Origin of the sequence: Streptomyces sp. NPDC007808, from assembly GCF_042868655.1 — a bacterium.
Classification (GTDB): domain Bacteria; phylum Actinomycetota; class Actinomycetes; order Streptomycetales; family Streptomycetaceae; genus Streptomyces.
Genome location: NZ_JBIAEQ010000007.1, coordinates 375,680 through 400,248, shown reverse-complemented (window position 1 = coordinate 400,248; position 24,569 = coordinate 375,680). Strand labels below are relative to the sequence as shown.

Below are 24,569 nucleotides of genomic sequence, written 5' to 3'. Positions count from 1 at the left end.
GGGCCCCTGCATGCAGCCACGCCGTCGGATACGCCCCCGCCGTGGGGCCGCCCTCGCCTCCGTGACCGCCCTGACCCTGGCGGTCAGCACCTCGGCAGGCACCGGCGGCCACACGGCGGGCCTCCCGACGGCGGCCGGAGGCGGACCGATAGCACCGGCCCGCTCCTCTCCCCTCGGCCCCTGCATGATCGCCGGACGGCCGACGGTCCAGATGTCCGAGGGGGTACCGACGGCACGCGGTTACTCCCGCTCCACGGGCACGGTCCACGCCCTGACCCTGATGATCGACTTCCCCGACGCGCCCGGCCCGGGCCCCGCGCTCGACCGTTTCGCGGAGTTCTTCCCGCAGACCCAGAAGTGGTTCCGCACCAGCTCCTACGGCCGCCTCGACTACCGCCCGAAGACCCCGATCCGCGACTGGCTGCGCATGCCGAAGTCCTTCAGGGCGTACGGCATAGAGCGCGGCGCGCCCTTCGAACCCGGATACCGGCAGCTGGTCCAGGACATCGTGGCCGCGGCCGATCCAAGGGTGGACTTCCGCTCGTACGACTTCCTGAACGTGCTGGTCACGCCGAACGCCGGCCCCTCCGCCCTGGACACGGTCCTGTCGGTGTCGTTCGCGGGCAACACCGAGGCACCGGTGGCCGACGGTGTCTCCGTCGCCAACGCGTCCTTCGTCTACTCCCGCCAGGACGACGGCTCCGGCTCCTACCGCCGCACCGGCTACCGGGTCCTCCCCCACGAGAACGGCCATGTCTTCGGCCTGCCCGACCTCTACACCGCGGAGGGCGGGGGCGCGGTCGGCCACTGGGACATCATGAGCGAGGACTGGGGGGCCAACAACGACCTGCTCGGCTGGCACAAGTGGAAGCTGGGCTGGCTGGACACATCCCAGATACGCTGCGCGGCCACCTCCGGGACGACCGAGCACGCCCTGACTCCGCTGGCCCGCGAGGGCGGCCCGAAGCTGGTCTTCATCCCCCTGGACCACCGCAGCGGCTACGCCGTCGAGGTGCGCACCAAGGAAGGCAACGACGAGGCGGTGTGCCGCCCCGGCGTCCTGGTCTACAAGGTCGACGCGGAGGTGGACACCGGGATGGGCCCGGTACTGGTCCACGACTCCCGGCAGGACAGCGGGGGCTGCACCCGCAGCCCGAACGTCCACGCCGAACTGTCCGACGCGACCTTCGCACCGGGCGAGGAGTTCCGGGACACGAAGCGGGGGGTGCGGGTGGAGGTGGTGGCGGTGGATCTGGCGGGGGTGTACCGGGTGCGGGTCACGAGGGGGTAGCGGGAGGGGGCCTCGGGGTGAGCGGGTGGGACGTAAGCGGCTGGGATGCAGGGGTGGGCGTTCGGGAACCATGCGGAGGCTTACGCGCGCGAGACGATGACGTAGGCGTACGCGCGCGCGGGACGGTGACGTAGGCGTACGCGCGCGCGGGGCGACGTAGGCGTACGCGCGCGCGGGGCGGGATTACCGTTAGGGCTGCTGCGACGCCGTACGGAGAGCCGATGCCCGCGAAGACGACCCTGGACGACCGTGCTGTGCCGGCGGAGGCGGTGACGCCGTTGATCCGGGGCGTCGCGGTGCTGTGGCGGCTGACGGAGGCCGGCGGGACGCTGAGCGCGAGCGGGTTGGAGCGGGCCACCGGCCTGGCGCGCTCCACGGTGGACCGGATCACCTCCACGCTCGCCCGCATGGGGTACGTCCGCCTCGACGGCCGCGACGTGCTGCTCGCACCCCGCGTGATGGAACTGGGCAACGCCTACCTGGCCGCCCTCCGCCTGCCCGCCCTTCTCTCCTCCCACGCGGACGCCCTCGCCGACGAGTTGGACGAGTCGGTGTCGCTGGCGGTCGGTGACCTGGACGGCATCCGCTTCATCCACCAGGCGACCCGCCGCCGGGCGATGTCCCTCAGCTTCCGCATCGGCGACCTGCTCCCGGCCGAACGCACCGCACCGGGCCCGCTGTTCGCGACGCAGTGGACGGACGCGCAGTGGCAGGCCTGGCGCGAGCGCCGGGCGACGGACCCGCAGGACCGGGGCTTCCCCGCCGTACCGCCCCGCGAGCACGCGGCGCCCGACGCCGACTTCGAACGCCGGGCGGCGCGGGCCCGCCGGGACGGCTGGGCGCTGGACGACCAGCTGATCGAGCCCGGCCTGGTCGCCGTGTCCGTACCCGTGCGGGAGCCACGCGCGAACGGACGAGTCGCCTGCGTGGCGAGCGTGGTGAGCCACACGAGCCGCCATACGGCCGACGACCTGCGCGACACACTCCTGCCCCGACTGCGCGCGGCGGTCGCGGAGATGGAACGCGAACTGCGCGACGCGCCGCGGCCGCAGTCCGGGACGGCTCCCGAGGGCCTGGCGATCTGGACGGGGGCCTCCAAGCAGGAGTTGGGCCGGGAGTTCGTCGAGTCGCTGGCGCGCGGGCTGACCGTACTGACCGCCTTCGGGGAGGGACGGGCCGAGCTGACGCTCACGGACGTGGCACGGGCGACGGGGCTGTCGCGGGCGACCGCGCGCAGGGCGCTCATCACGTACGAGCATCTCGGCCTGGTCCGCCCTTCGGGCAGCCGCGGTTTCGTGCTGACGCCGCGCGTGCTGTCCCTGGGCTTCCCGCCCCTGTCCCGTACGTCCCTCGCCGAGATCGCCGCCCCCCACCTGGCCGAACTCGCCGACCGGGTCCACGAGTCGGCGTCACTGGCGGTGCTGACCGAGTCGGGCGAGGAGATCCAGTACTTGGCCCGGGCCGCCACCGGCCGTGTGATGAGCGTCAATGTCGCGGTGGGCACGCGGCTGCCGGCCTACGCGACGTCGTCGGGCCGGGTGCTGCTGGCGGACGTACCGGACCGGGCCACGACGGCAGGGCGGTGGCCCGGTCCTGCGGATCTGCGCCCGCTCACCCCTCGTACGATCACGGACCCCGCGACCCTGACGGCCGAGCTGGAGGACGTTCGAGCGCGCGGGTACGCCCTGGTCGACGAGGAGTTGGAGGAGGGCCTGCGGTCGGTGGCGGTCCCGGTGCGCGACCGGACCGGCCGGGCGGTCGCCGCGGTGAACGTGGCGATGCATGCGGCTCGACGCTCGGTGCAGGAGTGCGTTCGGGACGTGCTCCCGGACCTGATGGAGACGGCGAGCCGGGTGGAGGGGGACCTGGGGGTGGCGGGGCGGTTCGCGGGCGTGGCGATGTCCTGAGACGGGCGGCCGCCCAGGAAGCGGCCCGGGACCCTGCCCGCTGCTCTCTCACCCGTCGTACGGCCGGACGGCACGCCCCTCGCGCAGGGTCAGCCCCCACCAGGCGAGCTGGTCCAGCAGCACGGCGGCGGCCTTGGCGGTGCCGTCCTGGTCGTGGGGGCGGCCCTCGTCGTCGAACCGCTCCCAGGCCATGTGGAAACTGACCGTGTCCCGCAGGGTGACGGCGTGCAGCTCGGCGAAGACCTGCCGCAGCTGCTCCACGGCCCGCTGTCCCCCGGCCATACCGCCGTAGGAGACGAAGCCCACGGGCTTGGCCCGCCACTCCCGGTAGACGTAGTCGATGGCCAGCTTCAGGGCGGCCGGGTACCCGTGGTTGTACTCGGGCGTCACCACGACGAACCCGTCGAGCCCGCCGATGCGCTCGGCCAGGGTCGGAGGGGCGTCCGGGGTGGAGTCCGGATCGGTGGACCGCTCAAGGGTGAGCTTGAGCTCGTCGGCGAGCGCGGGCTCGGACAGATCGATGACATGCGTCTCCATGTCGTCGCGCTGCTCGATCTCCGTCAGAAACCAACGGGCCACCTTGTCGGCGAAGCGGCCGGGGCGAACGCTGCCGATGAGCACGCCGATCTTCAGCGGGGGCGTCGGCTGGTGCCTCTGGAGGGCAGGGTCGGTGGCTGCGGGGATCACCGGGCTGTGCGGGGCCGAAGACATGGGTGTGCCTCGATTCGTGAGTCGTGAGGTACGCGCCTCTGATCGCGCTGCGCCCCCGGCGGGGGCCACACAAGGAACGTAAAATCTCAAGCGAACTTGAGGTCAAGCACGACCCGACCGAACTTCGCAGGGGTTCAGGAACGGTGGAGTGACCCTCGGCCACTCCGACCCGGGCAAGAAGACCGATCGTCCGACTCACTGCCCGACTCCTTGGAAGAGCTGGCGTATTCCACAGCACAGGCATGCCAGCAATTCATTGATGCCCCACCCGCCCACTTCGGCCACAGCATGGGGGCATCCATCGCCTACGAGACGGCAATGCACCGGCGAGAGCAACCCGCCCTACTCTGGCTGACTTGTTCCTCTCCTCCCGATCAGGACCGGGCCAGGCGCCCCACCGCGCCTTCCCTGAAGCCACAGACGCCGAACTACTGAAACGCATTGAATCGTTGGGGGCACCAATGCACAGGTCCTCCGCGACCCGGAGCTGCTGGATACGCCGGCCATCGCCTATTACGGAGACCAGGAGACGAGAGCAGACGAGGGGGAAATGAGCATGTGTTTCACGTACGGCGGGCATTGAGAACGACCAGCGCGGCTGCGGCGCAGATGGCCATGGTGGTGCCCATGGCGACTGCGGTGACCTGGCCGGGCAGGCTCATGGCGGAGGCGGCGAGGCCGCCGAAAAGGAATTGCAGTAGCCCTTGCAGGGAGGAGGCGGCTCCGGCGGCGGAGCCGTGGCCGCTCAGCGCCAGGGATGTGGCGTTGGCCAGCACGATGCCGAGCATGGACACCACCAGGAAAAGGCAGGTCAGCAGCAGCGGTAGCGGGAGGCCAAGCACGGCGCAGGTCAGGACGCCGACGGAGCCGAGGGTCGCCACGGTCAGACTGACGCGCAGCAGGGTGTGCTCGTCGGCGGCGCGGCCGACGAGCCGGCCGTTGACCTGCCCGAGCAGCACGATGCCCAGACCGTTGAGGCCGAAGACGAGGCTGAACTGCTGGGCCGTGAGCCCGTAGGCGTCTTGCAGGACGAACGACGATCCGGAGATGTAAGCGAACACCGCGGCGAACATCAGGGCCGCGGCCAGCACGTACCGCAGGTACTGGAGGTCGGTGACCAGCGTCCGGAAGGTCCGCAGCGTCGCGCGCAGGTGGGCCGGCGCCCGCTTGGCGTCCGGCAGCGACTCGGGCAGCGCGAAGACGACCGCAAGCAGCAGGACGGCGCCGACGGCGGCGAGCACCAGGAACACCGCGCGCCAGGTGGTGAGCGTCAGCAGTTGGCCGCCGATGACGGGCGCCACGACCGGGGCGACGCCGTTGACGACCATGAGGGTGGAGAAGAACCGGGTCATGGCGGTGCCGGAGAACAGGTCCCGCACGATGGCCCGCGCCAGGACCGTGCCCGCGGCCGCACCCAGCGACTGCAGTATCCGGCCGGCGATCAGGTAGCCGACGGTGGGCGCCAGCGCGCACCACAGCGACCCCGCCAGGTACAGCGCCATGCCGGCCAGCAGCGGGCGGCGCCGGCCCCACGCGTCCGACAGTGGACCGACGACTATCTGGAAGAAGGCCAGGCCGACGACGAACGCCGTGAGGGTCGTCTGAACCAGCGGCGCGCTGGTGTGCAGCTGGTGAGCCATGCTCGGCATGGCGGGTAGGTACATGTCGATCGTGAGCGCACCGAAGGCGCTCAGCGAGCCGAGCAGCAGGGCCAGCCGCGCCCTGCGCCCCCGGTTCACCGGCTTCGGGACGTCGGTGCTCTCCGCCGTGGCGGCCGTCTGCCGATCTTGCGCATCACCATGAGTTATGGACATATAATTATGTTGGCATAATTAAGTAGGGTGGCGCCATGCCCCGCGACACAGAAGACACCGTCGGCGCGGACGCCGGTGGCCCGCTCGCCGACCTAGCCGACCTGATCCTCAACGTCGGCCGGCTGGTGCGTGCCCGGACTCCGGAAGGCCCGCAGGTGGTGACGCTGACCGAAACCGAGCGGCAGGTGATGCGGGTCGTCGACCTGTACCCCGGGGCCGCGCCGAGCGAGATCGCCCGCCGTACCCGGCTGCAGCGCACCAACGTCAGCACGGCGCTGCGCAGCCTCGAGGGCAAGGGGATGGTCTCCCGCGCCGCCACCAACGGCCGCGGCATCGCCGTACGCCCGACCGAGCGCGCGGCGGCCAACCTCCGGGTGCTGCGCGCCGCCTGGGCACAGGAGCTCGCCGCCATCCTGGGCGACGACCTCGACACGGTCCGGAAATGCACCCACCTGCTCAGCCACCTGGAACAGCGGCTCACCGCCGACGACCAAGGCGGTCCATGACCGCACGAGACCCATCGGGTCGTCGAGCGGGACCGGCCTGGGCCCGATGTCCGGCCGGCGCCCTGCGCGCGGATGCGCTGCGCCGCTTCGGCTCGGGCCCGTCCCGTCGGGGAGTCCGCGTCGTGGACCACTCGTCCGGAGATCAGGGTGTACTGAACCTTGGTGGCGCGGATGTCCTTCACGGGCACTTTGGCGATGCCCCGGTCGAGGACGATCAGATCCGCCCGCTTGCCCGGCAGACGGTTCGCGAGCCCCCGTCGTGCAACTGGTGCGCCGCGCTCGCGGTGCGTATGAACAGCGACTGGGCGCGGGTCTGTTCGACCGCTCTCTATGGACCGCCCTCAGCAACGGCGCCGACAATCCCTGCCGATCATGGGTGGGCTGAGGCATCACCTCAGCCCACCACCCCACCCCGATCCGCTACCCTGTCAGGGACCGCCACCTCGGTGGCGGTCCACCCTTGCCGAGACCGCGGTGAATAGTCACTCAGAGTGTTCATCCATGTTTCACGCAAGGCCCCGCCTTCGTAGCTCAGGGGATAGAGCACCGCTCTCCTAAAGCGGGTGTCGCAGGTTCGAATCCTGCCGGGGGCACAATGCATTACCACTCTGACCTGGGATTTCTCCCCCGGGAGGGGTTTTAGTCGGCCTCGGACTCCTCGTCCGGGGCCGTTTGCGTGAGCGGACGGAGAGTTGATCCCCCGAAGTCTCTCCAGCGGATAAGCATCATCCGGCACAGGCTCCGGCCCGGTCTTCTCCGGGCCTTCGGGCTCTGGCTCCGCTTCGGGCGCCCAAGGAGCTCACGACCGGCACGGAAGAATCGCGCTTCTGTCGAAAGTGATTACGCCCCTCCGGAACCCAGGGCGGTTTCCGCGTCGTGGCCGCCCCAACTGTCGGGGGTACGCCACAGGACCTGAACCCCGAAGACACCGAACACGGTGTCGGCCGACCAGTCCTCGGCGGGCGGTTCGGAGAGCACCAGGTAGAGGCGGTCGGCAGGAGCGGGCAGGGTGTGGTTGATCTCCAGGAGGCGGGTGGCTCCCGCGCGGAGGTCGGCGTAGGTGGAGCGGCCGGTACCGAGGACCTCGTAGAGGAAGTGGCCGTCGTCCGCGATCCGGCTGACGTCGACGACCGGGGAGTCGGTCGGCTGCAGGTCCTCCCAGAGCAGGGCGGCCTTGAGAGCATGCCGTACCGCCTCGTGCTTTCTGCACGTGCGGTCGGCGGTCGCCGCGCTCTCCAGCGAGTGCAGAAGCCCCTGCGCTGGCGCGGGCGTGGCGGGCAGGTCTTCGGCGGGTGTCACGGGCTCGGATTCCTTCTGCTCGGACTGCTGTTCAGCGGTGGAGGGTGCGTCGTCGGTTTCGGGTTCGCCCGTGGCGAACCGGCGCTGGAGGGCCTCCCGGGCTTCGTGCAGGGCTTGGCCCCAGCCAGCACGCGCCAGGTCCGTCTGGAGGTGGTTCAGGTCCAGGTCGCCGTCCTTGAGCATGCGGTTGGTGTGTGCCGCGAGGTCGCGCAGGAGGCTGAGGCGGTGCTTGTCCGGGGAACCGAGCACGCGGCGCACGTCCACCCAGTCCGCCTGGTCACGGCGGAGGACGCGGTTGGCCATGCTCTTGAGCTCGGACAGACGATCACGGGTGTTCTCCGGAACGGTTCCGTCACCGTTGGTCAGTTCGTCGAGAACGCTGAGCGCCGCCAGGTAGCGTTCCGCCATTCTCGGCGAGATGGGCTGGCGGCCACGCTGGTCCGCGGTGAGCAAGCACTGGTTCGTCTCGTGAGCGAACACCCAGCAGTCCAGTACCGCGCCGGGACGCGGGGGCACCGAGCCGTGGCGGACGGTCAGGACCAGAGGGACGTCGATTGCGGGCGACAGGGCCTTGACCTTGTACCGGCCACCGGGTGCCCGGCCGGTCACGCGGACTCGGACGTCCGTACCGATGTCGGGGACGTCAGCGTCTGCCATGCCTGGTTCGCCTTCGGTGGGTGCTGGTTCGGTACTGCTGCCGTCGGTGTTCGTGAGGGCCTCCGGGAGCGGGGGCGTGTGCAGGACGGTCAAGCTCTGGGTGCTGCGGGTGAGCGCGACGTACAGCTGGCGCAGTCCTGCCGGGCCTCGGTCGGCGATGGTGGCGGGTTCGACGACGAGGACGTGGTCGTACTCCATGCCCTTGGCCTGGGCGGCAGCCAGCACGGACACCGCCTCGCGTCCCTGCTCGGTGATGCCCTCGGCCAGGTCCAGCTGGCGGCTGATCTCGTCGAGCCAGCCGGAGTCGTCGGGGACGATGACAGCTACGGAGCGCAGCCTGTGTCCGTCGCTGGTGCCGATGAGGCGGGTGGCTTGGGCCACGGTGTCGTCGAGGAGTTTCCACGGCTCGGTCACCATCGTCCGTACGGCGTCCTGACCCGCCGCGCGCACGGCCTGCGGGTACGGCAGTGTGGGGGCGACGGTACGGGCCAGGGGGGCGACGAACTCCATGATTTCGGCGGGCACGCGGTAGCTGGTGGTCAGCTCGGCCACGCGCCAGTCGCCGTGGTCGGACAGGAGGGTGCCGAGGCGGTCCCAGTCGGTGTGGGTGTGGGGGCCGGTGGCCTGGGCGAGGTCGCCGAGGATGGTCATGGATCCCTGCGCGGCGGAGCGCCTGCGCAGGGAGCGGGCCTGCATGGGTGTCAGGTCCTGTGCCTCGTCGACCACGATGTGCCCGTACCGCTGCGGGGTCTCCCCGGTGATGAGATACCGCAGTTCTTCGAGGCAGACCTGGTCGTCGAGCGTCCAGGGATCGGCGTCGGCCGTGTCGGCCCGAGGACGGCGCAGAGCGGCCTGCTCTGAGGCGTCGAGAATGCCCTCGGCGCAGGTGCGCAGGAGGTCTTCGGAGTCGTAGAGGGTGCGGAGGGCTTCCCTGGCGCCGGGCGAAGGCCAGACACGTTCGATGAGGCGCTCGACCTGACGGTTGCGTTCCAGGCCGCGGCGGATCGTGTCGTCGCGGCTGCGGCGAGGGGCGACGGCGGCGAGTTCCCGCAGCAGGCGGTCGACGAGCAGGCCGCGGAAGCGGTCGCGGCGCTCACGGTAGGAGCCGTCGCCTTGGCGCACGTCCTCAAGAAGGGCGATCACTTCGGAGCACGGAACCCGCAGGGTCGTGCTGCCCACGGTGACGGTGAACTCCGGCTTGGCCCCCTCGTAGGAGGCAGTGGCGGTGAACTCGTCGACGGCCTCGGGACGGCACTCGATCTCGACGCGCCGCCGCAGGACGGCCGCCATGCGTTCATCGGACTTCACCATCCGCGCCGTGGGGGTGTCGGTGCCGAGAATCTCGCCGTCCCACAGGCGCGTCACCTGCACGGCGTTGACGTTCCGGGTGCCGAGCGTGGGCAGCACCTGGCTCACGTACTCCAGGAATCGCTGATGGGGGCCGACGACGAGGACGTCCTGGGCTTTGAAGTGCCCGTTGTTGACGAGCCAGGTCACGCGGTGCAGGCCGACCGCCGACTTGCCGGTACCCGGGCCGCCCTGGATTACGAGGATGTCGGAGGGCGAGCCGGTGACCAGGGCCATCTGGTCGCGGCGGATGGTCTCGACGATGTCCCGCATGCTGCCGCGGCGAGAGCGCTGAAGCTCGCGGAGGAGGAAGTCGTCGGGCTGCAGCGGCTTCTGGCGCTGGAGGCGGGCGATGTCGGCGGGCGTTGGGACGGGCGGGCTCGGTGCTCCCTCCTTCTGCGTGACGGTGGCCGGTTCCGCGTGCTGGGCCTCCCGCTGGGCGTCGTCTGCCGCCGGCCGTGGCTGCGGGACGGGGGCGGCGGCAGTGATCTCGTCGAAGTAGTCCTCGACGACACGCCGTACACAGCGCAGTCGCCGCCGCAGGAGCACCTCGCCCGGGGCCTCGGGCAGCGCCTCGAACCACTTCTGGGCCTGCCGACTGGTCCACAGTACGACGACGGTGTCGCGGGTAAGGACGTCGGAAACGGCACGTCGGCCGACGTACCAGGTCTTGGGCCCCCTGCCGGGATCGTCCTCGTCCGGTGCGTCGAAGCGGCCGATGACCAGCGACTCGTTGCCGAGTCCGTCGTATGCCGCGGCCCGCTCCTCGGCCGTGATCCGGTTGGCGACGCTGTCCTTGCCGCCGGCGGAGGCCATGGCGACCGAGCCCGCTGTCATTTCGGCCAACCGCGCGGCGTAGCAGTCGTAGGCGCGGTCCACCGCCTTCTGCTCGACGGCGATGATCTCGACGCGCGTGGTGGTGCCCATGTACATGTCCCCTCCCCCTGCAACACCCCGGAGGGTGCTGCGACAGGCATTACGCCCGGCCCCGCCGAAATAGCTATCAGAGACCTGCTGGTAACAAACAGTCAGATAGCCAACGTCCCGACCAGCTCGCCGACCTCCGTCCGCCAGGCGCGAACCTGGTCGTGCGTGGGGCCGATCTCGTACTGGTGGTAGTGGCATCCCAGGCAGAGGTGCGACCAGACGGCGTTGGCGCGGCGGGCGGTCTCCGCCGCGGTGTAGCAGTGGAGGCACAGCAGCTTGGCCCGCCTCGTGGTGTCGGCGAGCCCTGGCACCGCGGCGTCGAGCACGCGGTCGATGGAGAGCTCCAGGGCGGTCCGCAGAGCGAGGGAGGCTCCACGGTGCCGGCCGGCGGCCGTGGCAGCCGTACGGGCGGCAAGCAGCTGATCCGCCGTCAGCAGGAGCTCCTCGACCGAGGTGGTGGGAGTGCTCATCACGCGGCCACCCCCGGCTTGCGCACCTTCCGCGCCATGATCTCGATGTCGTCCACGAAACGGTGGGGGTCGGTGATCTGCGCTCCCGTGGCGTGGGAGCCGTTCTGGCACTCCTTGAGGAGGTCCACCGCACGCGGTCCGCAAAGGGTGCGCAGTTCCCGGTAGACGTCGCCGGTCCGGTCGGCGTCGCCGAACAGGGCCAGCGCCGCGACCTTCATGAGCTTGTCGGCGCTGCCGACGGCGGCCTGCAGCTCGTCCTCGGGCGCGCCGGAGCGGTGATGCCGGATCCAGGCGGCTTCGAGGAAGGCGCTCTCCAGGGCGATACGGCACAGGCTAGGCAGCACGTGGGTCCGTGCCGCCGACGGCAGGTCACTGGTACTGGCGAGGGCCCGCGCGTCGTCGAGTGCCTGCCGTACCGGGTCTGTCACAGGCTTGACCTTCACCTTGGACGACTTGGCCCGCTCGACCTCGAACACCGTCACGGGCAGACCCTGGCTGGTGAACGCCCGCTGGAGCCGGGTGTCGTGGGTGAACACCACGACCTGCCGGTGCTCGCCGAGCTCGTGCAGGACCTGGGCGAGTCCGTTGACCTTGGCGGGGTCCATGGACTGCACGGGGTCGTCGATGACGATGAAGCCGAACGGACTGTCGGCGGTGGCGGCCCGGGGCAGGAACAGAGACAGCGCGAGGGAGTGCTGCTCGCCCTGGCTCATGACGCCGAGAGCCGATGCCTCCCGGCCGTCGACGGTGACATCCATGACGAGCTTGCGGACGGTGGCCTTCTCGCTGCCCTTCAGGCTCACGGCCTTGAGATCGATGTTGCTCTCCTGGCGGAGCCGCTCCCAGATGCGCTGCGACTGGTCGGCGAAGCCTTCCATCCGCTGTTCCCGCAACTCGGCGGCCAGCGCCTTGATCCAGGTGCTCGCCTTCCTGATGTCCCGCAGCCGGGGCTTGTTCGCCTCCACGGCACGGGCCCTCTCCGCCCAGCCCGCCAGGCGGGTGACGAGCCCGCGCCAGCGTTCGTCCCGCTTCTCCAGTTCCCTGACGGCGTTCTCCTTGACCGCGGCGCAGGCATCGGCCAGGGTCACGGCGGCCTCGTGGGCGCGCTGGGCGAGCTCGCCGGGATCACTGATCGTCCGGCAGGCGGTCCAGGCGCGCCACGGGTCGGCCAGGGCGGCGGGGATCTGTCGGGGCGTGTGGACGAGGTCCTGCACGGCCCGCGCGGCCGACCGGAGTTCGCTGCGCGCGCTCGCTGCGGCCTCCGCCTCCTGCCGCAGTGCGGCGATCTGGGCGATGGCGTCCGTGGCCCATGCCGCGTCCAGCATCCCGTCGGTCCCGCATACGGGGCAGGCGGCGGTGTCAGGGTGACGGTCGTGGTGCGCCACAGCCCGTTCGAGGAGTTCCGCTCGCCGCAGGGCATCCTCGGTGCCGGTGCCGCGCAGGTCCTCGGCATCGGCGAGGGCATGGCGCAGGCGGTCCAGGGCCGCGTGGACCTGCGCCATCTCGGGTCCCTGCACGTCGGCCTCGGCGCGCAGCCCGGCGAGCAGGCCGTCGTCCGTGTCGGTGGGCAGACCGGCGACCAGGGCTTCGACGGTCGCGAAGTCGGGGGTTCCCGCCGTGTCGACGGCGACGAGTGCCTGCACCGCGCGCTCGTCGTCCTCCAGCTCGTACAGCGCCTCCTTGAGGCCCGGCAGCTCCGCCTTCGCCGCCTTGTCCGCGTCTTCGAGCGCCTTGGCCTCCTGGCGGAGCCGGCTGTCGGCGGCGCTGAGCTGCCCCAGGCCGAGGATGGTGGCGATGGCGTCGTACATCTCGGAGGGCTTGCCACTGATCATGCGGTCGAGGTCGACGTACGACAGGAAGGGCCGGAAGTCCCGCAGGGCCTGCTTCCAGTCCGCCTGGTCGAGGGGGGTGCGGCCGTGCCCGGGTCGCTTGAGCTCGGCACAGGAGGCGTCGAAGTCGTCGCCCTCCCAGCTGCGGGTAAGGGTGCTGCGGCCGGTGTCGCCCTCGACGGCGAGCTTGACCTCGATCTCCGGCCTGCCGTCGGTGTCGTGGAGGTTGCGCCAGTTGCTGCTGCGCATCGCGTGCTGCCCCTGCCAGCGCATGTTCACGCCGGTGAAGGCGGTCTCGATGGCCTCGGCAATGCTGGACTTGCCGGAGCCGTTGCGACCCACGACCAGGTTCACGCCAGGTCTGGGGCTGAGCTTGAGCCAGGCGTGCTGTCCGATGCCACGGAACCGGGCGACGGCGACGGATTCGAGGTAGATCCGGCCGACAGGGGAGCTCCCCCAGTGCTCGCCGTCGCCCAGGGCCTCCTTCAGGAGCACCTTCACGGGCTCGCTGAGCGTCTCCTCCGCCAGGCGGGCCTCCACCAGAGCGGCCACGGGCACGGGCTGGTCGGACGGGGCCGGACGGGCGGGGTCGGTGGGGTGGTGTGCGTGCTGCGGGGGCTGTTCCGTCACGGTCATGCGGGTTCCTCCCGTGTGTGCGGTGGGTGGCGGCTGCGGTGCGGAATGGACGCGGAGTGGACGGCCCCGAGGTACGGCGTTGCGGCAAAAAGGGACCGGGAGAGATCGGATGCGTGGCGCGGTACGGCGCCAGGACGCTTCAAGGTGCGATTGCGGAGTAACGGCGCATGCTTCCAATCGGAAGCATGACCAGATAAGCATAGTCATGAAAGCACTGTCAAACAGCCTGCCGGACTTGACGGCTGTTGTAACGTGTTAACCATCCCTGTCCGACTGGCCCGAGAGGTGCGGAACTCCACGCCATGCCCCAGCAGCCACCAGCCCGACCGGCGCCCTCCGCACACGTGACAGCCGCCGAGATCTCCCGCATCGCAGGGGTCACACGCGCCACCGTCAGCAACTGGCGCCGCCGCCACGACGATTTCCCCGCGCCCAGCGCAGGCACGGAAGCCAGCCCGCTCTACGACCTGTCGGCCGTCCAGGCATGGCTGCGGGGACGCGGTCACACCTCCGCCGCCTCCCCGACCGAGGAGCTGCGGACGGCACTACGGCTGCTGGGGTCCGGCTCGGGGGTGGCCGCGCGACTCTTCCCCCTGGTGGCTGCCGCGTCCCGCCGCACGCAGGAGGAGCTGGCCGAACTCGCCACCGTGCCCGACGACCAGCTGCTCGCCCGAGCGGAGAAGGCCGCGGGCGAGCTCCCGGCCACCGTGCCCGAGGCCGAGCCGGTCCACTACGGCCCGGACGACACGGGCGCGGTCCGCGCGCTGCTGGGCTGCGTCCGTGAGGCGGGGGCCCAGGCCGCCCTCGACGTCCTCGCCGAACGCGAACTGGACGAGGGCGCCGCCAGCGGCGTCTACCAGACCCCGGAGGGCCTGGCCCGGCTCATGGCACGGCTCCTGCCCGCCGACGCGTCCCGCGTCCTCGACCCCGCCTGCGGCAGCGGCACGCTCCTCGCCGCCGCCGCACGGCAGGGCGCGCGGGAGCTGTTCGGGCAGGACTCCCTCCCCGTCCAGGGCCAACGCACCGCGGTCCGGCTGCTGATCGCCGCACCCGAGGCCGAGACGGTGATCCGCGTGGGCGACAGCCTGCGCGCCGACGCCTTCCCCGACGTCACCGTGGACGCCGTCCTGTGTAACCCGCCGTTCGCCGACCGCGACTGGGGGCACGACGAGCTGGCCTACGACCCGCGGTGGGCGTACGGGGTCCCGCCCCGCTTCGAATCCGAACTGGCGTGGGTGCAGCACGCCCTCGCTCACCTGGAGCCCGGCGGCCACGCGGTCATGCTGCTGCCGCCCGCGCTGGCTTTCCGCTCCTCCGGCCGCCGCGTCCGCGCGGAACTCATCCGCGGCGGGGCCCTGCGCGCCGTCGTCTCCCTCCCGGCGCGTGCCGCGTATCCGCTCCACATCGGCCTGCAGATCTGGGTGCTCCAGCGTCCCGAGCCGGGCGGCACGGACCGTACGACGGTGCTGTTCGTCGACGGGGAGGGCGAGCAGCGGGACGGCGCCACAGGCACGCCGTCCGCCACCGGTACGGCGACCGCGGGTGCCGCCTCCCGAGGCGGCTCGCGCTCCCGCCGGTCCGGCCCTTCCGCTTCCGCCGACTCCTCCGCCACCACCTCTTCGGCCTCCACCACCACCTTCGACTGGGAGGGGCTGTCGGAGCGGGTCCTCGGCCAGTGGGCCGCGTTCACCACCGCCCCCGACACGTACGCCGACGAGCCCGGCGTCGCCCGCGCGGTGCCGCTCGTCGACCTCCTCGACGACGTCGTCGATGTCACCCCGGCCCGCCATGTCCGGGCCACCGCGGCCGACATCGACCCGGCGGCCCTGGTCCGGCGCGTCCACGACCTGCGCGAGCAACTGGCCGAGCAGGTCGCCGCCTTGGCATCCGCCTCCGCGTCCGACGGCTGGCAGCCGTCCGGAGCCTCGGCCCGCGAGTGGCGTACGGCGACCGTCTCCGACCTGGCGCGCGGCGGCGCCCTGACCGTGCTGCGGGCGGCGTCGCCCGGCGCCCGCGGCTCCAAGGGCTCCGCCGCCCCCGCCGTAGACCGGCCGGTCCTCACCGCCCAGGACGTCTCCACCGGCAACCCCCCGTCCGGCGGGGCCGTCGACCTCCACGCCGACGCCGCGCAGCCCGTCGCCGTCGGGGACGTCCTCGTCCGCGCCGTCGCGGGCAGCGGCAGCCAGGCCGCGATGACCCGGGTGGCGGACGACCGGGACGCCGGAGCGCTGCTCGGTCAGCACATCCACCTGCTGCGCCCCGATCCGGCCCGCCTCGACCCGTGGTTCCTCGCCGGGTTCCTCGGCGCCGACGACAACATCGCCTCCGCGTCCACCGGCTCCACCCTCGTGCACGTCACACCGGGCCGCCTGCGCGTACCGCTGCTGCCGCTGGAGGAACAGCGGCGCTACGGGGAGGCGTTCCGCCGGGTGCACGAGCTGCGCGCGGCCGTCCGCCGAACCGCCGACCTCGCCGCCGACACCGCGGCCACCCTGACCACTGGCCTCACCGCCGGCGTACTCCTGCCAACGGACACCCCGGGCACCCCGGATACACCGGGCGCCCCGGACAGCCGTTCTGTCTGAAACGCCCCACGCGTCCCACCGCGTACGACCACACTGGATCCCTGCCGTCCCACGCCCGGACGGCGTCTCTTCGGAAGGAAGCCGGGACCTCTTGAACAGCAGCAAGCACACGGAGTTGGCGAACCACGCCTGGTCCGTCGCCGATCTCCTGCGCGGCGACTACAAGCAGTCCGACTACGGCAAGGTCATCCTGCCGTTCACCGTGCTGCGCCGCCTGGAGTGCGTCCTGGAGCCGACGCGCGAGAAGGTCGTCGAGACCGTCGCCAGGTTCGCGGGCCAGGACATCGACACCGGCCACTTCCTGCGCAGGGCCTCGGGCCACTCCTTCTACAACAAGAGCGACCTTACGCTGCGGAAGATCGCGGCCGACCCGCAGAACGCCGCGAAGAACCTGCAGATCTACGTCGGCGCCTTCTCCGACAACGCCCGCGAGGTCCTCGACAAGTACGAGTTCAACCAGCAGGTCAGGAAGCTCGACGGCGCGAACCTGCTCTACCAGGTCATCGGCAGGTTCACCGACCTCGACCTGCACCCCGACGTCGTGCCCAACCACAACATGGGTTACATCTTCGAGGAGTTGATCCGCCGCTTCGCCGAGCAGTCGAACGAGACCGCGGGTGAGCACTTCACCCCGCGCGAGGTCATCAAGCTGATGGTCAACCTGCTGGTCGCACCGGATGCGGACGCCCTCACCGTGCCGGGTGTCGTCCGCACGGTCATGGACCCGGCCTGCGGCACGGGCGGCATGCTCAGCGCCGCCGACGACCGCATCAAGGCCCTCAACCCGGACGCGACGGTCGAGGTGTACGGGCAGGAGCTCAACCCCGAGTCCTGGGCGATCTGCCGGTCCGATCTCATGATCAAGGGCCAGGACCCGGAGAACATCCGCTTCGGCAACTCCTTCTCCGACGACGGCCACGCCCGCCGCAAGTTCGACTACATCCTCGCCAACCCGCCGTTCGGCGTGGAGTGGAAGAAGGTCAGGGAGGAGGTCGAGTACGAGCACAAGTCGCTCGGTGACGCCGGTCGCTTCGGCGCGGGTCTGCCGCGCATCAACGACGGCTCGCTGCTCTTCCTCCAGCACATGATCTCGAAGATGAAGCCGGTGGACGTGAACGGCGGGGGCGGCTCCCGCATCGCCATCGTCTTCAACGGCTCCCCGCTGTTCACGGGCGCGGCCGAGTCCGGCGAGTCCAACATCCGCCGTTGGATCCTGGAGAACGACTGGCTGGAGGCGATCGTCGCCCTCCCTGACCAGCTCTTCTACAACACGGGCATCTCGACGTACTTCTGGATCCTCACTAACCGCAAGGACGCCGATCACAAGGGCAAGGTCGTGTTGCTGGACGCGCGCGACCAGTGGGTGAAGATGCGCAAGTCGCTGGGCGACAAGCGCAAGGAGTTGGGCGACGGGACGAACGGTCGCCCGGACCACATCGGCGAAATCACGCGGCTGTACGCGGAGGCGTTGCAGGTCGCGGGCGATCCGGAGCACCCGCTGCACGGCAAGGTCAAGGTCTTCGCCAACGAGGACTTCGGCTACCAGCGCATCACCGTGGAGCGGCCGTTGAAGCTGCGGTTCGAGGTGACGGAGGAGACGTTGGCGGCGCTGGCGGAGGCCAAGCCGGTGGCGAGGCTGGAGCGGAGTGAGGAGTTCGTCGCGGCGGTGCGTACGCTGCTCGGCTCTTCCTGGACGACCAAGTCCGAGGCTTTCATCGCGCTCAAGGACGCGGTGGTCGTGGCCGGGCTGACGTGGCCTTCGGGAGCGCCGTTCGCTAAGGCGGTACGGGACGCGGTCGGGGTACGGGATCCGGAGGGCGAGGTCCAGAAGGTCAAGGGTGCGGCTGAGCCGGATACGGAGCTGCGGGACTACGAGAACGTTCCGCTTGGGGAGGACGTCGAGGAGTACCTGAAGCGCGAGGTGCTGCCGCATGTGCCGGACGCGTGGATCGACCATACTAAGACCAAGATCGGCTACGAGATCCCGATTACGCGGCACTTCTACGTGTACAAGCCGCCGAGGCCGCTCGCGGAGATTGACGCGGAGCTCAAGTCGCTGGAGGCGGAGATCCAGGCGCTGCTGGGCGAGGTGACGGAATGACGATCTCTTTCGATTCCCGCTGGGGAACTCGACGCGTGAAAACGCTCGCAACCAAGATCGGAAGCGGAAAAACACCGTCTGGCGGTTCAGAGAATTACCTCGTATCCGGGGTGCCCTTCCTGCGGAGCCAGAATATCCATTTCGATGGCCTGCGATTGGATGATGTGGTCTACATCAGCGAGGCCACTCACCGCGATATGCGTGGGACCAGAGTCAAGCCGGGTGATGTCCTGCTGAACATCACTGGCGCTTCGTTGGGTCGAGTTTCTAGGGCTCCAGAAGACCTTGGGGAAGCCAATGTAAATCAGCATGTCTGCATCATTCGCCCCAACGCAGAAGCAGACTCCAGATATCTGGCATATACACTCTCCTCTCGGCCCGTCCAGGAACAGATCTTCGAGCTCCAGGTGGGCGGGAATCGCGAGGGCCTTAATTTTGATCAAGTTGGCAACCTAACTGTACCGGCCGCACTCACGGAGGAGCAGTGCCGCATCGCCAACTACCTCGATGGCGAACTCGGTAAGCTCCACGACTTGGTCGCCAAGAAACTTCGACTGGTCTCGCTCATGGACGAGCGCATTGATAGTCGAATTCTCCAATACGTGAGCTCTAGTGAACTTGTGCGCCCCTCGACTGGCAGTCCTGTGCTACCCATCCGCAGGGCCCTAACTAAGGTGAATCGACCTCCTGTCTCTAGTTTGGGCGTCATTACTGCCTATCGGGACGGCCAAGTGACGGAGCGAAGTCTGCGGCGCGCGGAAGGGTACACGCTTTCGGCATCTTCGGATCCGCAGGGGCAGAACGTACAGGTGGGCGATGTTGTTGTGCACGGTCTCGATGGTTTCGCAGGAGCCATCGGCACCTCTGAAGCCGTCGGAAATTGCAGCCCCGTCTACCATGTATGTGTTCCCTCTGGTGATGGCGACGCCCGCTTCATGGGTAGACTTCTCCGTTTGCTAGCCCTGCAGGGATACCTTGGGAACTTCGCAACCAGCACGCGCGAGCGGGCAGTTGATTTCAGAAACTGGGACCTTTTCGGTCGGATTCCCATCCCGGTAGTGCCTGCTGACGAGCAGCGTGAGATCGGCGCTTGGATTACCAGGCTGGGCCCACTTCGTGGCGTGATCACCCGATCTGTAGAACTTGCGACCGAACGCCGCCAAGCCCTGATCACCGCCGCCGTAACGGGCCAGTTCGACGTCTCCACTGCCAGCGGACGCAACGTAACGGACGGAGTGACCGCCTAGCCATGAGCCCCATCCACACGGAGTCCGCCTTCGGTGATGCCATCGTCGCCGCCATGGTCGAGCGCGGCTGGCGCGAAGCACGTCCGCAGGACTACCGGGCCGATCTCGGCGTGGACACCAACGAGTTGTTCACCTTCATCGGGGCGACCCAGCCCGACGAGTGGAGCGAGCTGCTCACCGTCTACGGGGGCGACCCGAACGAGGCGCAGCGTGGGTTCGCGACTCGCCTCGACCAGGCCATCGCCACCAATGGGCTCCTTGACGTCCTCCGCAACGGCGTCAAGGACCGGGGGGTCCTGCTCCGCGTCGCCTACTTCAAGCCGAACCTCGTCGCCCACGACTCCGTGTTGGACGGCTACCGGGCCAACCGCCTCACCGTCGTCCGCGAACTCGAGTACGCGACGAAGCAGGCCGACTGGGGCAACCGGCTCGACCTCGCCCTCTTCCTCAATGGAATCCCAGTCGCCACGGCCGAGTTGAAGAACCCGCTCACCAAGCAGGGCGTGGAGCAGGCTAAGGAGCAGTACCGGACCGACCGCGACCCCACCGAGCTGATCTTCACTCGCCGCGTCGTCGCGAACTTCGCCGTCGACCCGGACCTGGTCTTCGTGGCCACCCAGCTCAAGGGCAAGAACACCCGCTTCCTCCCCTTCAACACCGGCTCCAACGGTCCCGGTCAGCCGGGCGGCGCCGGCAACCCGGCCCCCACCGCCTACGGCACCTACGCCACCTCCTACCTCTGGGAGCAGGTCTGGCACCCGGACAACTGGCTGGACCTGCTCCAGCGGTTCGTGCACCTGCACAAGAGCAAGACGCCGGGCGGCGGCACCACCAAGACGATGATCTTCCCCAGGTTCCACCAGTGGGACGTGGTCAAGAAGCTCACCGCGCACGCCGCCATCCACGGCGCGGGACACGACTACCTGGTCATGGCCTCCGCCGGCTCGGGCAAGTCGAACACCATCGGCTGGCTCGCGCACCGCCTCAGCGATCTGCACTCCCCCTCCGACCCCCGCGAACTCGACGCCGAGGCCATGGCCAAGGGCCTCAAGCCGGGCGTGCCGGTCTTCGACAAGGTCATTGTCATCACCGACCGTCGCAACCTGGACGCCCAACTCCGGGAAACGGTCGGCAGCTTCGAGCGGACCGCGGGCCTCGTCGTGAAGATCGACGAGAAGCACGGGGCGAAGGGCGAGCAACTCGCCAAGGCCCTCTCCCGCGACACCGGGAAGATCGTCACCGTCACCCTGCACTCCTTCCCTGCGCTCCTCGACTACCTCCAGCGCAACCCCACCGAGATCCAGGGCAGCCGCTTCGCGATCATCGTGGACGAGGCGCACTCCTCGCAGTCCGGCGACGCCGCCACCGCCGTACGGTCCGCCCTGCGCGACCTCGGCCTGGACTCCGACTCGGACGACGCGGGCGCGACCACGGTCAAGGCCGAGGGCGACACCCTGGACGAGCAGCTCAAGAAGAGGGCCGAGCAGCGTTCCCGCGCCGCGAACCTCTCCTACTTCGCCTTCACCGCCACGCCGAAGGCCAAGACCCTCGAACTCTTCGGCACGCTCCAGGACATCGACGACAAGGCGACCTACCGGCCCTTCCACACGTACTCCATGCGCCAGGCGATCGAGGAAGGCTTCATCCTCGATCCGCTGCGCAACTACGTCACGTACAACACGTACTGGAAGCTGGTGAACCAGAACCCCGACGAGCGGGAAGTCGACCCGTCGAAGGCGAACAGCCTGCTCGCCCGGTACGCGCTGACCCATGACTCGACGGTCGCCCAGCACGCCCAAGTGATCGTGGAGCACTTCGTGGCGCACAGCCGGGGCCGTCTCGGCGGGCGGGCCAAGTCGATGGTGGTGACCGCCTCCCGGCAGTCCGCCGTGCAGATGGCGCGCGCGATCAAGAGCTACATCAAGGACCGGGACTACGACACCAAGTACCCCGACCTGGGTGTCCTCGTCGCCTTCTCCGGCTCGCTCACCATCGACGGTGAGGAGACAACCGAGCCGAAGGAGAACGGCGGGCTGTCGGAGAGCGCGCTGCCGAAGGCGTTCGCGTACACGCGGGCCGACGACAAGGCCGCCCGAGCCGGTGGTCCGGGCCAGCGCGAGTACAAGATCCTGGTCGTGGCGGAGAAGTACCAGACCGGCTTCGACCAGCCGCTCCTCACGACGATGTACGTCAACAAGACGCTGACCGGCATCTCCGCCGTCCAGACGCTGTCCCGGCTGAACCGCACCGCCGAGCGCAAGACCCAGGCCGACCTGGCGGTCCTCGACTTCGTCAACGACGCCGAGGACATACAGGAGTCCTTCCGCCCGTACTTCGAGGAGGCGAACACCCTCCCCTCCGACCCCAACCTGCTCTACACCGCGCAGAGCCGGGTCATGCAGGCAGCGATCCTGTCCGGGCAGGAGATGGACGAGTTCGCCGCCGCGTACTTCGCCGCCAAGGAGAAGGCGGCAGGCTCGCAGTCCAAGTGGGAGAAGCTGCACGCCGAGCTGTACCGGCTGCTCTCCCCCGCCGTCGCCCGCTTCACCGCTCTGCTCGAAAGCGAGGACGAGGACGACCAGGAGACGGCGGAGGGCTTCCGCACCGACCTCAACGACTACGTCAGGAAGTACGGCTTCCTCGCGCAGATCGTGCCCTACCGGGACGCCGAGTTGGAGCGGCTGCACCTCTACGGCCGCTACCTCCTCAACCGGCTGCCGCGCCGCGCAGACGGCGGGGTGGACATAGGCGAGGTCGACCTCAGCCATCTGCGCGTGGAGAAGACCGGCGAGTACGACGTCTCCCTCACCCCCGAGGGGCCGGCGACGATGCCGGGCTTCGGCGACGGCTCGGGCGGCGCGAAGGAGGCGGAGAAGTCGCTGCTCTCCGAGTTGATCGAGAAGTTCAACGAACGGTTCGGCACCGAGTTCACCGAGCAGGACGTCATCCGCCCGTTCGAAGAGGCCAAGGCCGACCCGAAGGTGCGGGCGGCGGCCGTCGTCAACGACGAGGAGAACTTCGGCCTCGTCTTCGACAACGTCTTCGCCGACAAGATGGCCGACCACATCGACACCATCGCGGGCATGGGCCGCCAGTACTTCGGCCCCGACAAGGGATTCAAGTCCAGCCTGGACCGCAGCGCCCGCAAGGCGGCCTGGCGGATGATCCGCCGCGAGGAGGGGCTGGACGACGACATCTGACGTGTACGCCCCGGCCAAGGGGGCGGCCGGGACGTCCTTCGAGAACGTCACCAGCACTGCCGGAAGTACGGGTTGCCCTCGCCATGAGGTGCAACAAATGGGGAGGGGTAAATGAACAACGCGGTGGACGAGCCCGAGGGATCTCGGCTTCAGAAGGCCGTCGAGACGATGGTCATGACACCGGCAGCGGCCGCCAAGGTCGTGGACGGTTACCGTGCGACCTTCGAGGACAAGAACGAGCGGAAGCCCGAGAGCCTGGAGGACAAGCGGCGGATCGCGGCCAAGATCATAGGCCGGTACTCCAAGATGTCGGCAGCCGCTGGAGCCGTCACCGCCGCCCCGAGCGTGGTTCCGGGGGTCGGGACCGCGGTCGCGATCCTGGGCGGTGGCGCCACCGATGTCGCCTTGGCGCTGAAGCTCCAGGTCGACATGTGCATGTGCCTGGTCGAGGTGTTCGAGACCGAGCTGAGCACCGAGGACAAGAAGCACCTCGCCTTCACCCTCGCCCTGGCGGGCTCGGTGGAACAGATGGCGTCGAAGGGCGGCAAGGCTGCGGTGCAGAAGATCGCCCAGAAGCTGGTCTACCAGTACCTCACAGGTCCCGCCCTGGTCACGATCAAGCAGTTGTTCAAGCGGGTGTCCATCACCTTCACCCAGAAGGCGATGGCCAAGGCGATTCCGGCCGGCGTGGGCGTCGCTTTCAGCAGCTCGACTAACTACGTGCTGACGAGGGTGGTGGGCAGGGTTGCCGTCGCCGTCCTGGCCAAAGATGTGAAGTAGCGGCGCCGCATCAGGTCCGTGACCGCCGGCTCAGTTAGTGGGGGCACCTGAACGCGACCGAGCTTGGCTATGCGGAGGAGGCGGGAGTTTCGGGGGAAGGCGGCAGGGGGTCGGCGACGAAAGTCCCCAGCCCGACCTCGCCCCGCGTCCAACCCTCCTCCCGCACATGCCGCATCGCCTTCGCCGCTGTCGCATTCACCACGCCGAACTCCTGGGCGATTTCCAGAGTGGAGGGCACGCGACTTCCCGGCGGATACGTGCCGTTCTTGATGCGCCGGATGATCTCCGCTGCGATCTGCCGCCACAGGGGGCGTGTGCGGTCAAGCTCCATGATCTCAGCGTGGGTGACCACGGCATTCCGTGCATCCGTGGTTATCTGCGGTTATCCACGCTAACCTTGGTTCGCAGCACAGAGCGGCCCCGACGGGAAGCGGCTACTTCCCTACCGGGGCCTCAGCCGACTGATTGGGAGTCGACCTATGCGCAGCCTACTGGCCGCGATTCTGGCCCTGTTCCTGCCCGCCCGGGGTGCCCATCGCGCCGCAGCGCCGCCACCACTGCCCCGCATCTCCTGTCCGCCTGCCCCGGAACCCCCGCCCGTGATCACGTGTCCGCACCCCGCGGACGTCATCACCGCCGACGGCATGCCCCTGGTCCGGCCGTACGTCGTCGAATGGGAACGCGAGCGGGACGAACGTGACTGGCGGCGTCTTCAGCGCGAGCGGCGCCGGGCGGCGGTCCTGGCGACGCGGGGGCAGGACTACGTTCCGGTTCCGTGGGAGGTCGCCGCATGAGCACGAGTACGCCGCGTCTGCGCAGTCTCGGCCTCGACCCGGGCACCGGCAAGGAGGCCCTGGCGGTCACGGACCCCGGCGGCCGTCTTGAGGAGCTGGCCGACGCGCAGGCCCTGAAGGCCGCCGCCGTCCTGGTGACGGTCGTCGGTGCCGTACTGGAGGTGGGGAAGGCTTCGGACGCCGAACTCGCCGCCTTCGTAGGGCCGCTGCACGCCGCACTGGAAGAATGCGTCGGCATCATGGCGGCGGACATGACGGCGTAGAGGCGATTCGGCCGAAAGCCGGTGGGGCTGTGGGTACCCGGAGGTTCGTCCTGGGCGCCCACCCTCCACCGGCCACGGCAATGGGCTGTAACCGACCTGTATGACGGGGATCCCGGTACGGATCGGAGGATTACGAGCCTCATCCGTCGAGGTAGAAGCCGCCCCTGTCCCCCGCGACCGCTGGACGCCGTCCTGACGCAGCGGT

17 protein-coding genes and 1 tRNA gene are annotated in these 24,569 nt (G+C 69.5%); 12 read left to right on the top strand and 6 right to left on the bottom strand.

All coding sequences use genetic code 11. From position 1 onward, the window contains the following. The first annotated feature begins 10 nt into the window (after window positions 1-10). Window positions 11-1,291, top strand: a complete 1,281-nt coding sequence (locus ACFYNL_RS27365) for a M6 family metalloprotease domain-containing protein (RefSeq protein WP_388807685.1) — start codon at window positions 11-13, stop codon at window positions 1,289-1,291. 221 nt (window positions 1,292-1,512) lie between these two features. Beyond that, window positions 1,513-3,198, top strand: a complete 1,686-nt coding sequence (locus tag ACFYNL_RS27360) for an IclR family transcriptional regulator C-terminal domain-containing protein (RefSeq protein WP_388807684.1) — start codon at window positions 1,513-1,515, stop codon at window positions 3,196-3,198. 48 nt (window positions 3,199-3,246) lie between these two features. Here ACFYNL_RS27360 and ACFYNL_RS27355 read toward each other — a convergent pair whose 3' ends face one another. Next, window positions 3,247-3,909: an NADPH-dependent FMN reductase gene (locus ACFYNL_RS27355; protein WP_388807682.1), complete on the bottom strand. Its 663-nt coding sequence runs from the start codon at window positions 3,907-3,909 to the stop codon at window positions 3,247-3,249. A 96-nt stretch (window positions 3,910-4,005) separates the two neighbouring features. Here ACFYNL_RS27355 and ACFYNL_RS27350 point away from each other — a divergent pair, with 96 nt between their 5' ends. Next, window positions 4,006-4,344, top strand: coding sequence for a thioesterase domain-containing protein (locus ACFYNL_RS27350; protein WP_388807681.1), 339 nt, complete (start codon window positions 4,006-4,008; stop codon window positions 4,342-4,344). 128 nt (window positions 4,345-4,472) lie between these two features. Here ACFYNL_RS27350 and ACFYNL_RS27345 read toward each other — a convergent pair whose 3' ends face one another. After that, on the bottom strand, window positions 4,473-5,723 hold the full coding sequence (locus tag ACFYNL_RS27345) for a multidrug effflux MFS transporter (protein WP_388807680.1): 1,251 nt from the start codon (window positions 5,721-5,723) through the stop codon (window positions 4,473-4,475). Between the two features lie 35 nt (window positions 5,724-5,758). Between ACFYNL_RS27345 and ACFYNL_RS27340 the strand changes: the two genes are divergently transcribed. Together ACFYNL_RS27340 and ACFYNL_RS27335 are read left to right on the top strand one after the other, a co-directional pair. Further along, a complete protein-coding gene (locus tag ACFYNL_RS27340) occupies window positions 5,759-6,229 on the top strand; it encodes a MarR family winged helix-turn-helix transcriptional regulator (RefSeq protein ID WP_388807679.1) in 471 nt (156 codons plus the stop codon). Window positions 6,230-6,749: 520 nt separating this feature from the next. Next, window positions 6,750-6,822, top strand: a tRNA-Arg gene (locus ACFYNL_RS27335). A 247-nt stretch (window positions 6,823-7,069) separates the two neighbouring features. Here ACFYNL_RS27335 and ACFYNL_RS27330 read toward each other — a convergent pair. The 3 genes from ACFYNL_RS27330 to ACFYNL_RS27320 form a co-directional block, all read right to left on the bottom strand. Further along, window positions 7,070-10,459 (bottom strand): HelD family protein, encoded by a 3,390-nt coding sequence (locus ACFYNL_RS27330; protein WP_388807678.1) that lies wholly within the window; start codon window positions 10,457-10,459, stop codon window positions 7,070-7,072. 101 nt (window positions 10,460-10,560) lie between these two features. Beyond that, the gene (locus ACFYNL_RS27325) at window positions 10,561-10,929 is read right to left on the bottom strand and encodes a hypothetical protein (RefSeq protein ID WP_388807677.1); all 369 of its coding nucleotides are present in this window, start codon (window positions 10,927-10,929) and stop codon (window positions 10,561-10,563) included. After that, complete coding sequence (locus tag ACFYNL_RS27320) at window positions 10,929-13,394, bottom strand: AAA family ATPase (protein ID WP_388807675.1); 2,466 nt, start codon at window positions 13,392-13,394, stop codon at window positions 10,929-10,931. Before ACFYNL_RS27320 ends, ACFYNL_RS27325 begins: the two co-directional genes overlap by 1 nt. 344 nt (window positions 13,395-13,738) lie before the next feature. Here ACFYNL_RS27320 and ACFYNL_RS27315 point away from each other — a divergent pair, with 344 nt between their 5' ends. The 5 genes from ACFYNL_RS27315 to ACFYNL_RS27295 all read left to right on the top strand — a co-directional run bounded on the left by ACFYNL_RS27315 (window position 13,739) and on the right by ACFYNL_RS27295 (window position 23,307). After that, on the top strand, window positions 13,739-15,979 hold the full coding sequence (locus ACFYNL_RS27315) for an N-6 DNA methylase (RefSeq protein WP_388807673.1): 2,241 nt from the start codon (window positions 13,739-13,741) through the stop codon (window positions 15,977-15,979). A gap of 91 nt (window positions 15,980-16,070) precedes the next feature. Next, window positions 16,071-18,080, top strand: a complete 2,010-nt coding sequence (locus ACFYNL_RS27310; protein WP_388807672.1) for an N-6 DNA methylase — start codon at window positions 16,071-16,073, stop codon at window positions 18,078-18,080. After that, window positions 18,077-19,327: a restriction endonuclease subunit S gene (locus ACFYNL_RS27305; protein ID WP_388807671.1), complete on the top strand. Its 1,251-nt coding sequence runs from the start codon at window positions 18,077-18,079 to the stop codon at window positions 19,325-19,327. The genes ACFYNL_RS27310 and ACFYNL_RS27305 overlap by 4 nt, the downstream gene beginning before the upstream one ends. A 2-nt stretch (window positions 19,328-19,329) precedes the next feature. Beyond that, the gene (locus tag ACFYNL_RS27300) at window positions 19,330-22,527 is read left to right on the top strand and encodes a type I restriction endonuclease subunit R (protein WP_388807670.1); all 3,198 of its coding nucleotides are present in this window, start codon (window positions 19,330-19,332) and stop codon (window positions 22,525-22,527) included. A gap of 111 nt (window positions 22,528-22,638) precedes the next feature. Beyond that, entirely contained in the window at window positions 22,639-23,307 is a 669-nt protein-coding gene (locus ACFYNL_RS27295) for a hypothetical protein (RefSeq protein WP_388807668.1), read from the top strand. A 67-nt stretch (window positions 23,308-23,374) separates the two neighbouring features. Here the strand turns inward: ACFYNL_RS27295 and ACFYNL_RS27290 are convergent, their stop codons facing one another. Then, a complete protein-coding gene (locus tag ACFYNL_RS27290) occupies window positions 23,375-23,638 on the bottom strand; it encodes a GntR family transcriptional regulator (protein WP_073941479.1) in 264 nt (87 codons plus the stop codon). 148 nt (window positions 23,639-23,786) lie between these two features. Here ACFYNL_RS27290 and ACFYNL_RS27285 point away from each other — a divergent pair, with 148 nt between their 5' ends. Both ACFYNL_RS27285 and ACFYNL_RS27280 read left to right on the top strand, forming a co-directional pair. Continuing rightward, window positions 23,787-24,101 carry a hypothetical protein gene (locus tag ACFYNL_RS27285; RefSeq protein ID WP_388807666.1) on the top strand — a complete coding sequence of 105 codons (315 nt, stop codon included), beginning with the start codon at window positions 23,787-23,789 and terminating at the stop codon, window positions 24,099-24,101. Then, the gene (locus ACFYNL_RS27280) at window positions 24,098-24,364 is read left to right on the top strand and encodes a hypothetical protein (protein ID WP_388807664.1); all 267 of its coding nucleotides are present in this window, start codon (window positions 24,098-24,100) and stop codon (window positions 24,362-24,364) included. Before ACFYNL_RS27285 ends, ACFYNL_RS27280 begins: the two co-directional genes overlap by 4 nt. Window positions 24,365-24,569: the final 205 nt, after the last annotated feature.

Bases quoted from the DNA above. Each gene is read 5' to 3' on its own strand.
- ACFYNL_RS27365 (WP_388807685.1), top strand. From the start codon at position 11: ATGCAGCCACGCCGTCGGATACGCCCCCGCCGTGGGGCCGCCCTCGCC.
- ACFYNL_RS27360 (WP_388807684.1), top strand. From the start codon at position 1,513: ATGCCCGCGAAGACGACCCTGGACGACCGTGCTGTGCCGGCGGAGGCG.
- ACFYNL_RS27355 (WP_388807682.1), bottom strand. From the start codon at position 3,909: ATGTCTTCGGCCCCGCACAGCCCGGTGATCCCCGCAGCCACCGACCCT.
- ACFYNL_RS27345 (WP_388807680.1), bottom strand. From the start codon at position 5,723: ATGTCCATAACTCATGGTGATGCGCAAGATCGGCAGACGGCCGCCACG.
- ACFYNL_RS27340 (WP_388807679.1), top strand. From the start codon at position 5,759: ATGCCCCGCGACACAGAAGACACCGTCGGCGCGGACGCCGGTGGCCCG.
- ACFYNL_RS27330 (WP_388807678.1), bottom strand. From the start codon at position 10,459: ATGGGCACCACCACGCGCGTCGAGATCATCGCCGTCGAGCAGAAGGCG.
- ACFYNL_RS27325 (WP_388807677.1), bottom strand. From the start codon at position 10,929: ATGAGCACTCCCACCACCTCGGTCGAGGAGCTCCTGCTGACGGCGGAT.
- ACFYNL_RS27320 (WP_388807675.1), bottom strand. From the start codon at position 13,394: ATGACCGTGACGGAACAGCCCCCGCAGCACGCACACCACCCCACCGAC.
- ACFYNL_RS27305 (WP_388807671.1), top strand. From the start codon at position 18,077: ATGACGATCTCTTTCGATTCCCGCTGGGGAACTCGACGCGTGAAAACG.
- ACFYNL_RS27300 (WP_388807670.1), top strand. From the start codon at position 19,330: ATGAGCCCCATCCACACGGAGTCCGCCTTCGGTGATGCCATCGTCGCC.
- ACFYNL_RS27295 (WP_388807668.1), top strand. From the start codon at position 22,639: ATGAACAACGCGGTGGACGAGCCCGAGGGATCTCGGCTTCAGAAGGCC.
- ACFYNL_RS27290 (WP_073941479.1), bottom strand. From the start codon at position 23,638: ATGGAGCTTGACCGCACACGCCCCCTGTGGCGGCAGATCGCAGCGGAG.
- ACFYNL_RS27285 (WP_388807666.1), top strand. From the start codon at position 23,787: ATGCGCAGCCTACTGGCCGCGATTCTGGCCCTGTTCCTGCCCGCCCGG.
- ACFYNL_RS27280 (WP_388807664.1), top strand. From the start codon at position 24,098: ATGAGCACGAGTACGCCGCGTCTGCGCAGTCTCGGCCTCGACCCGGGC.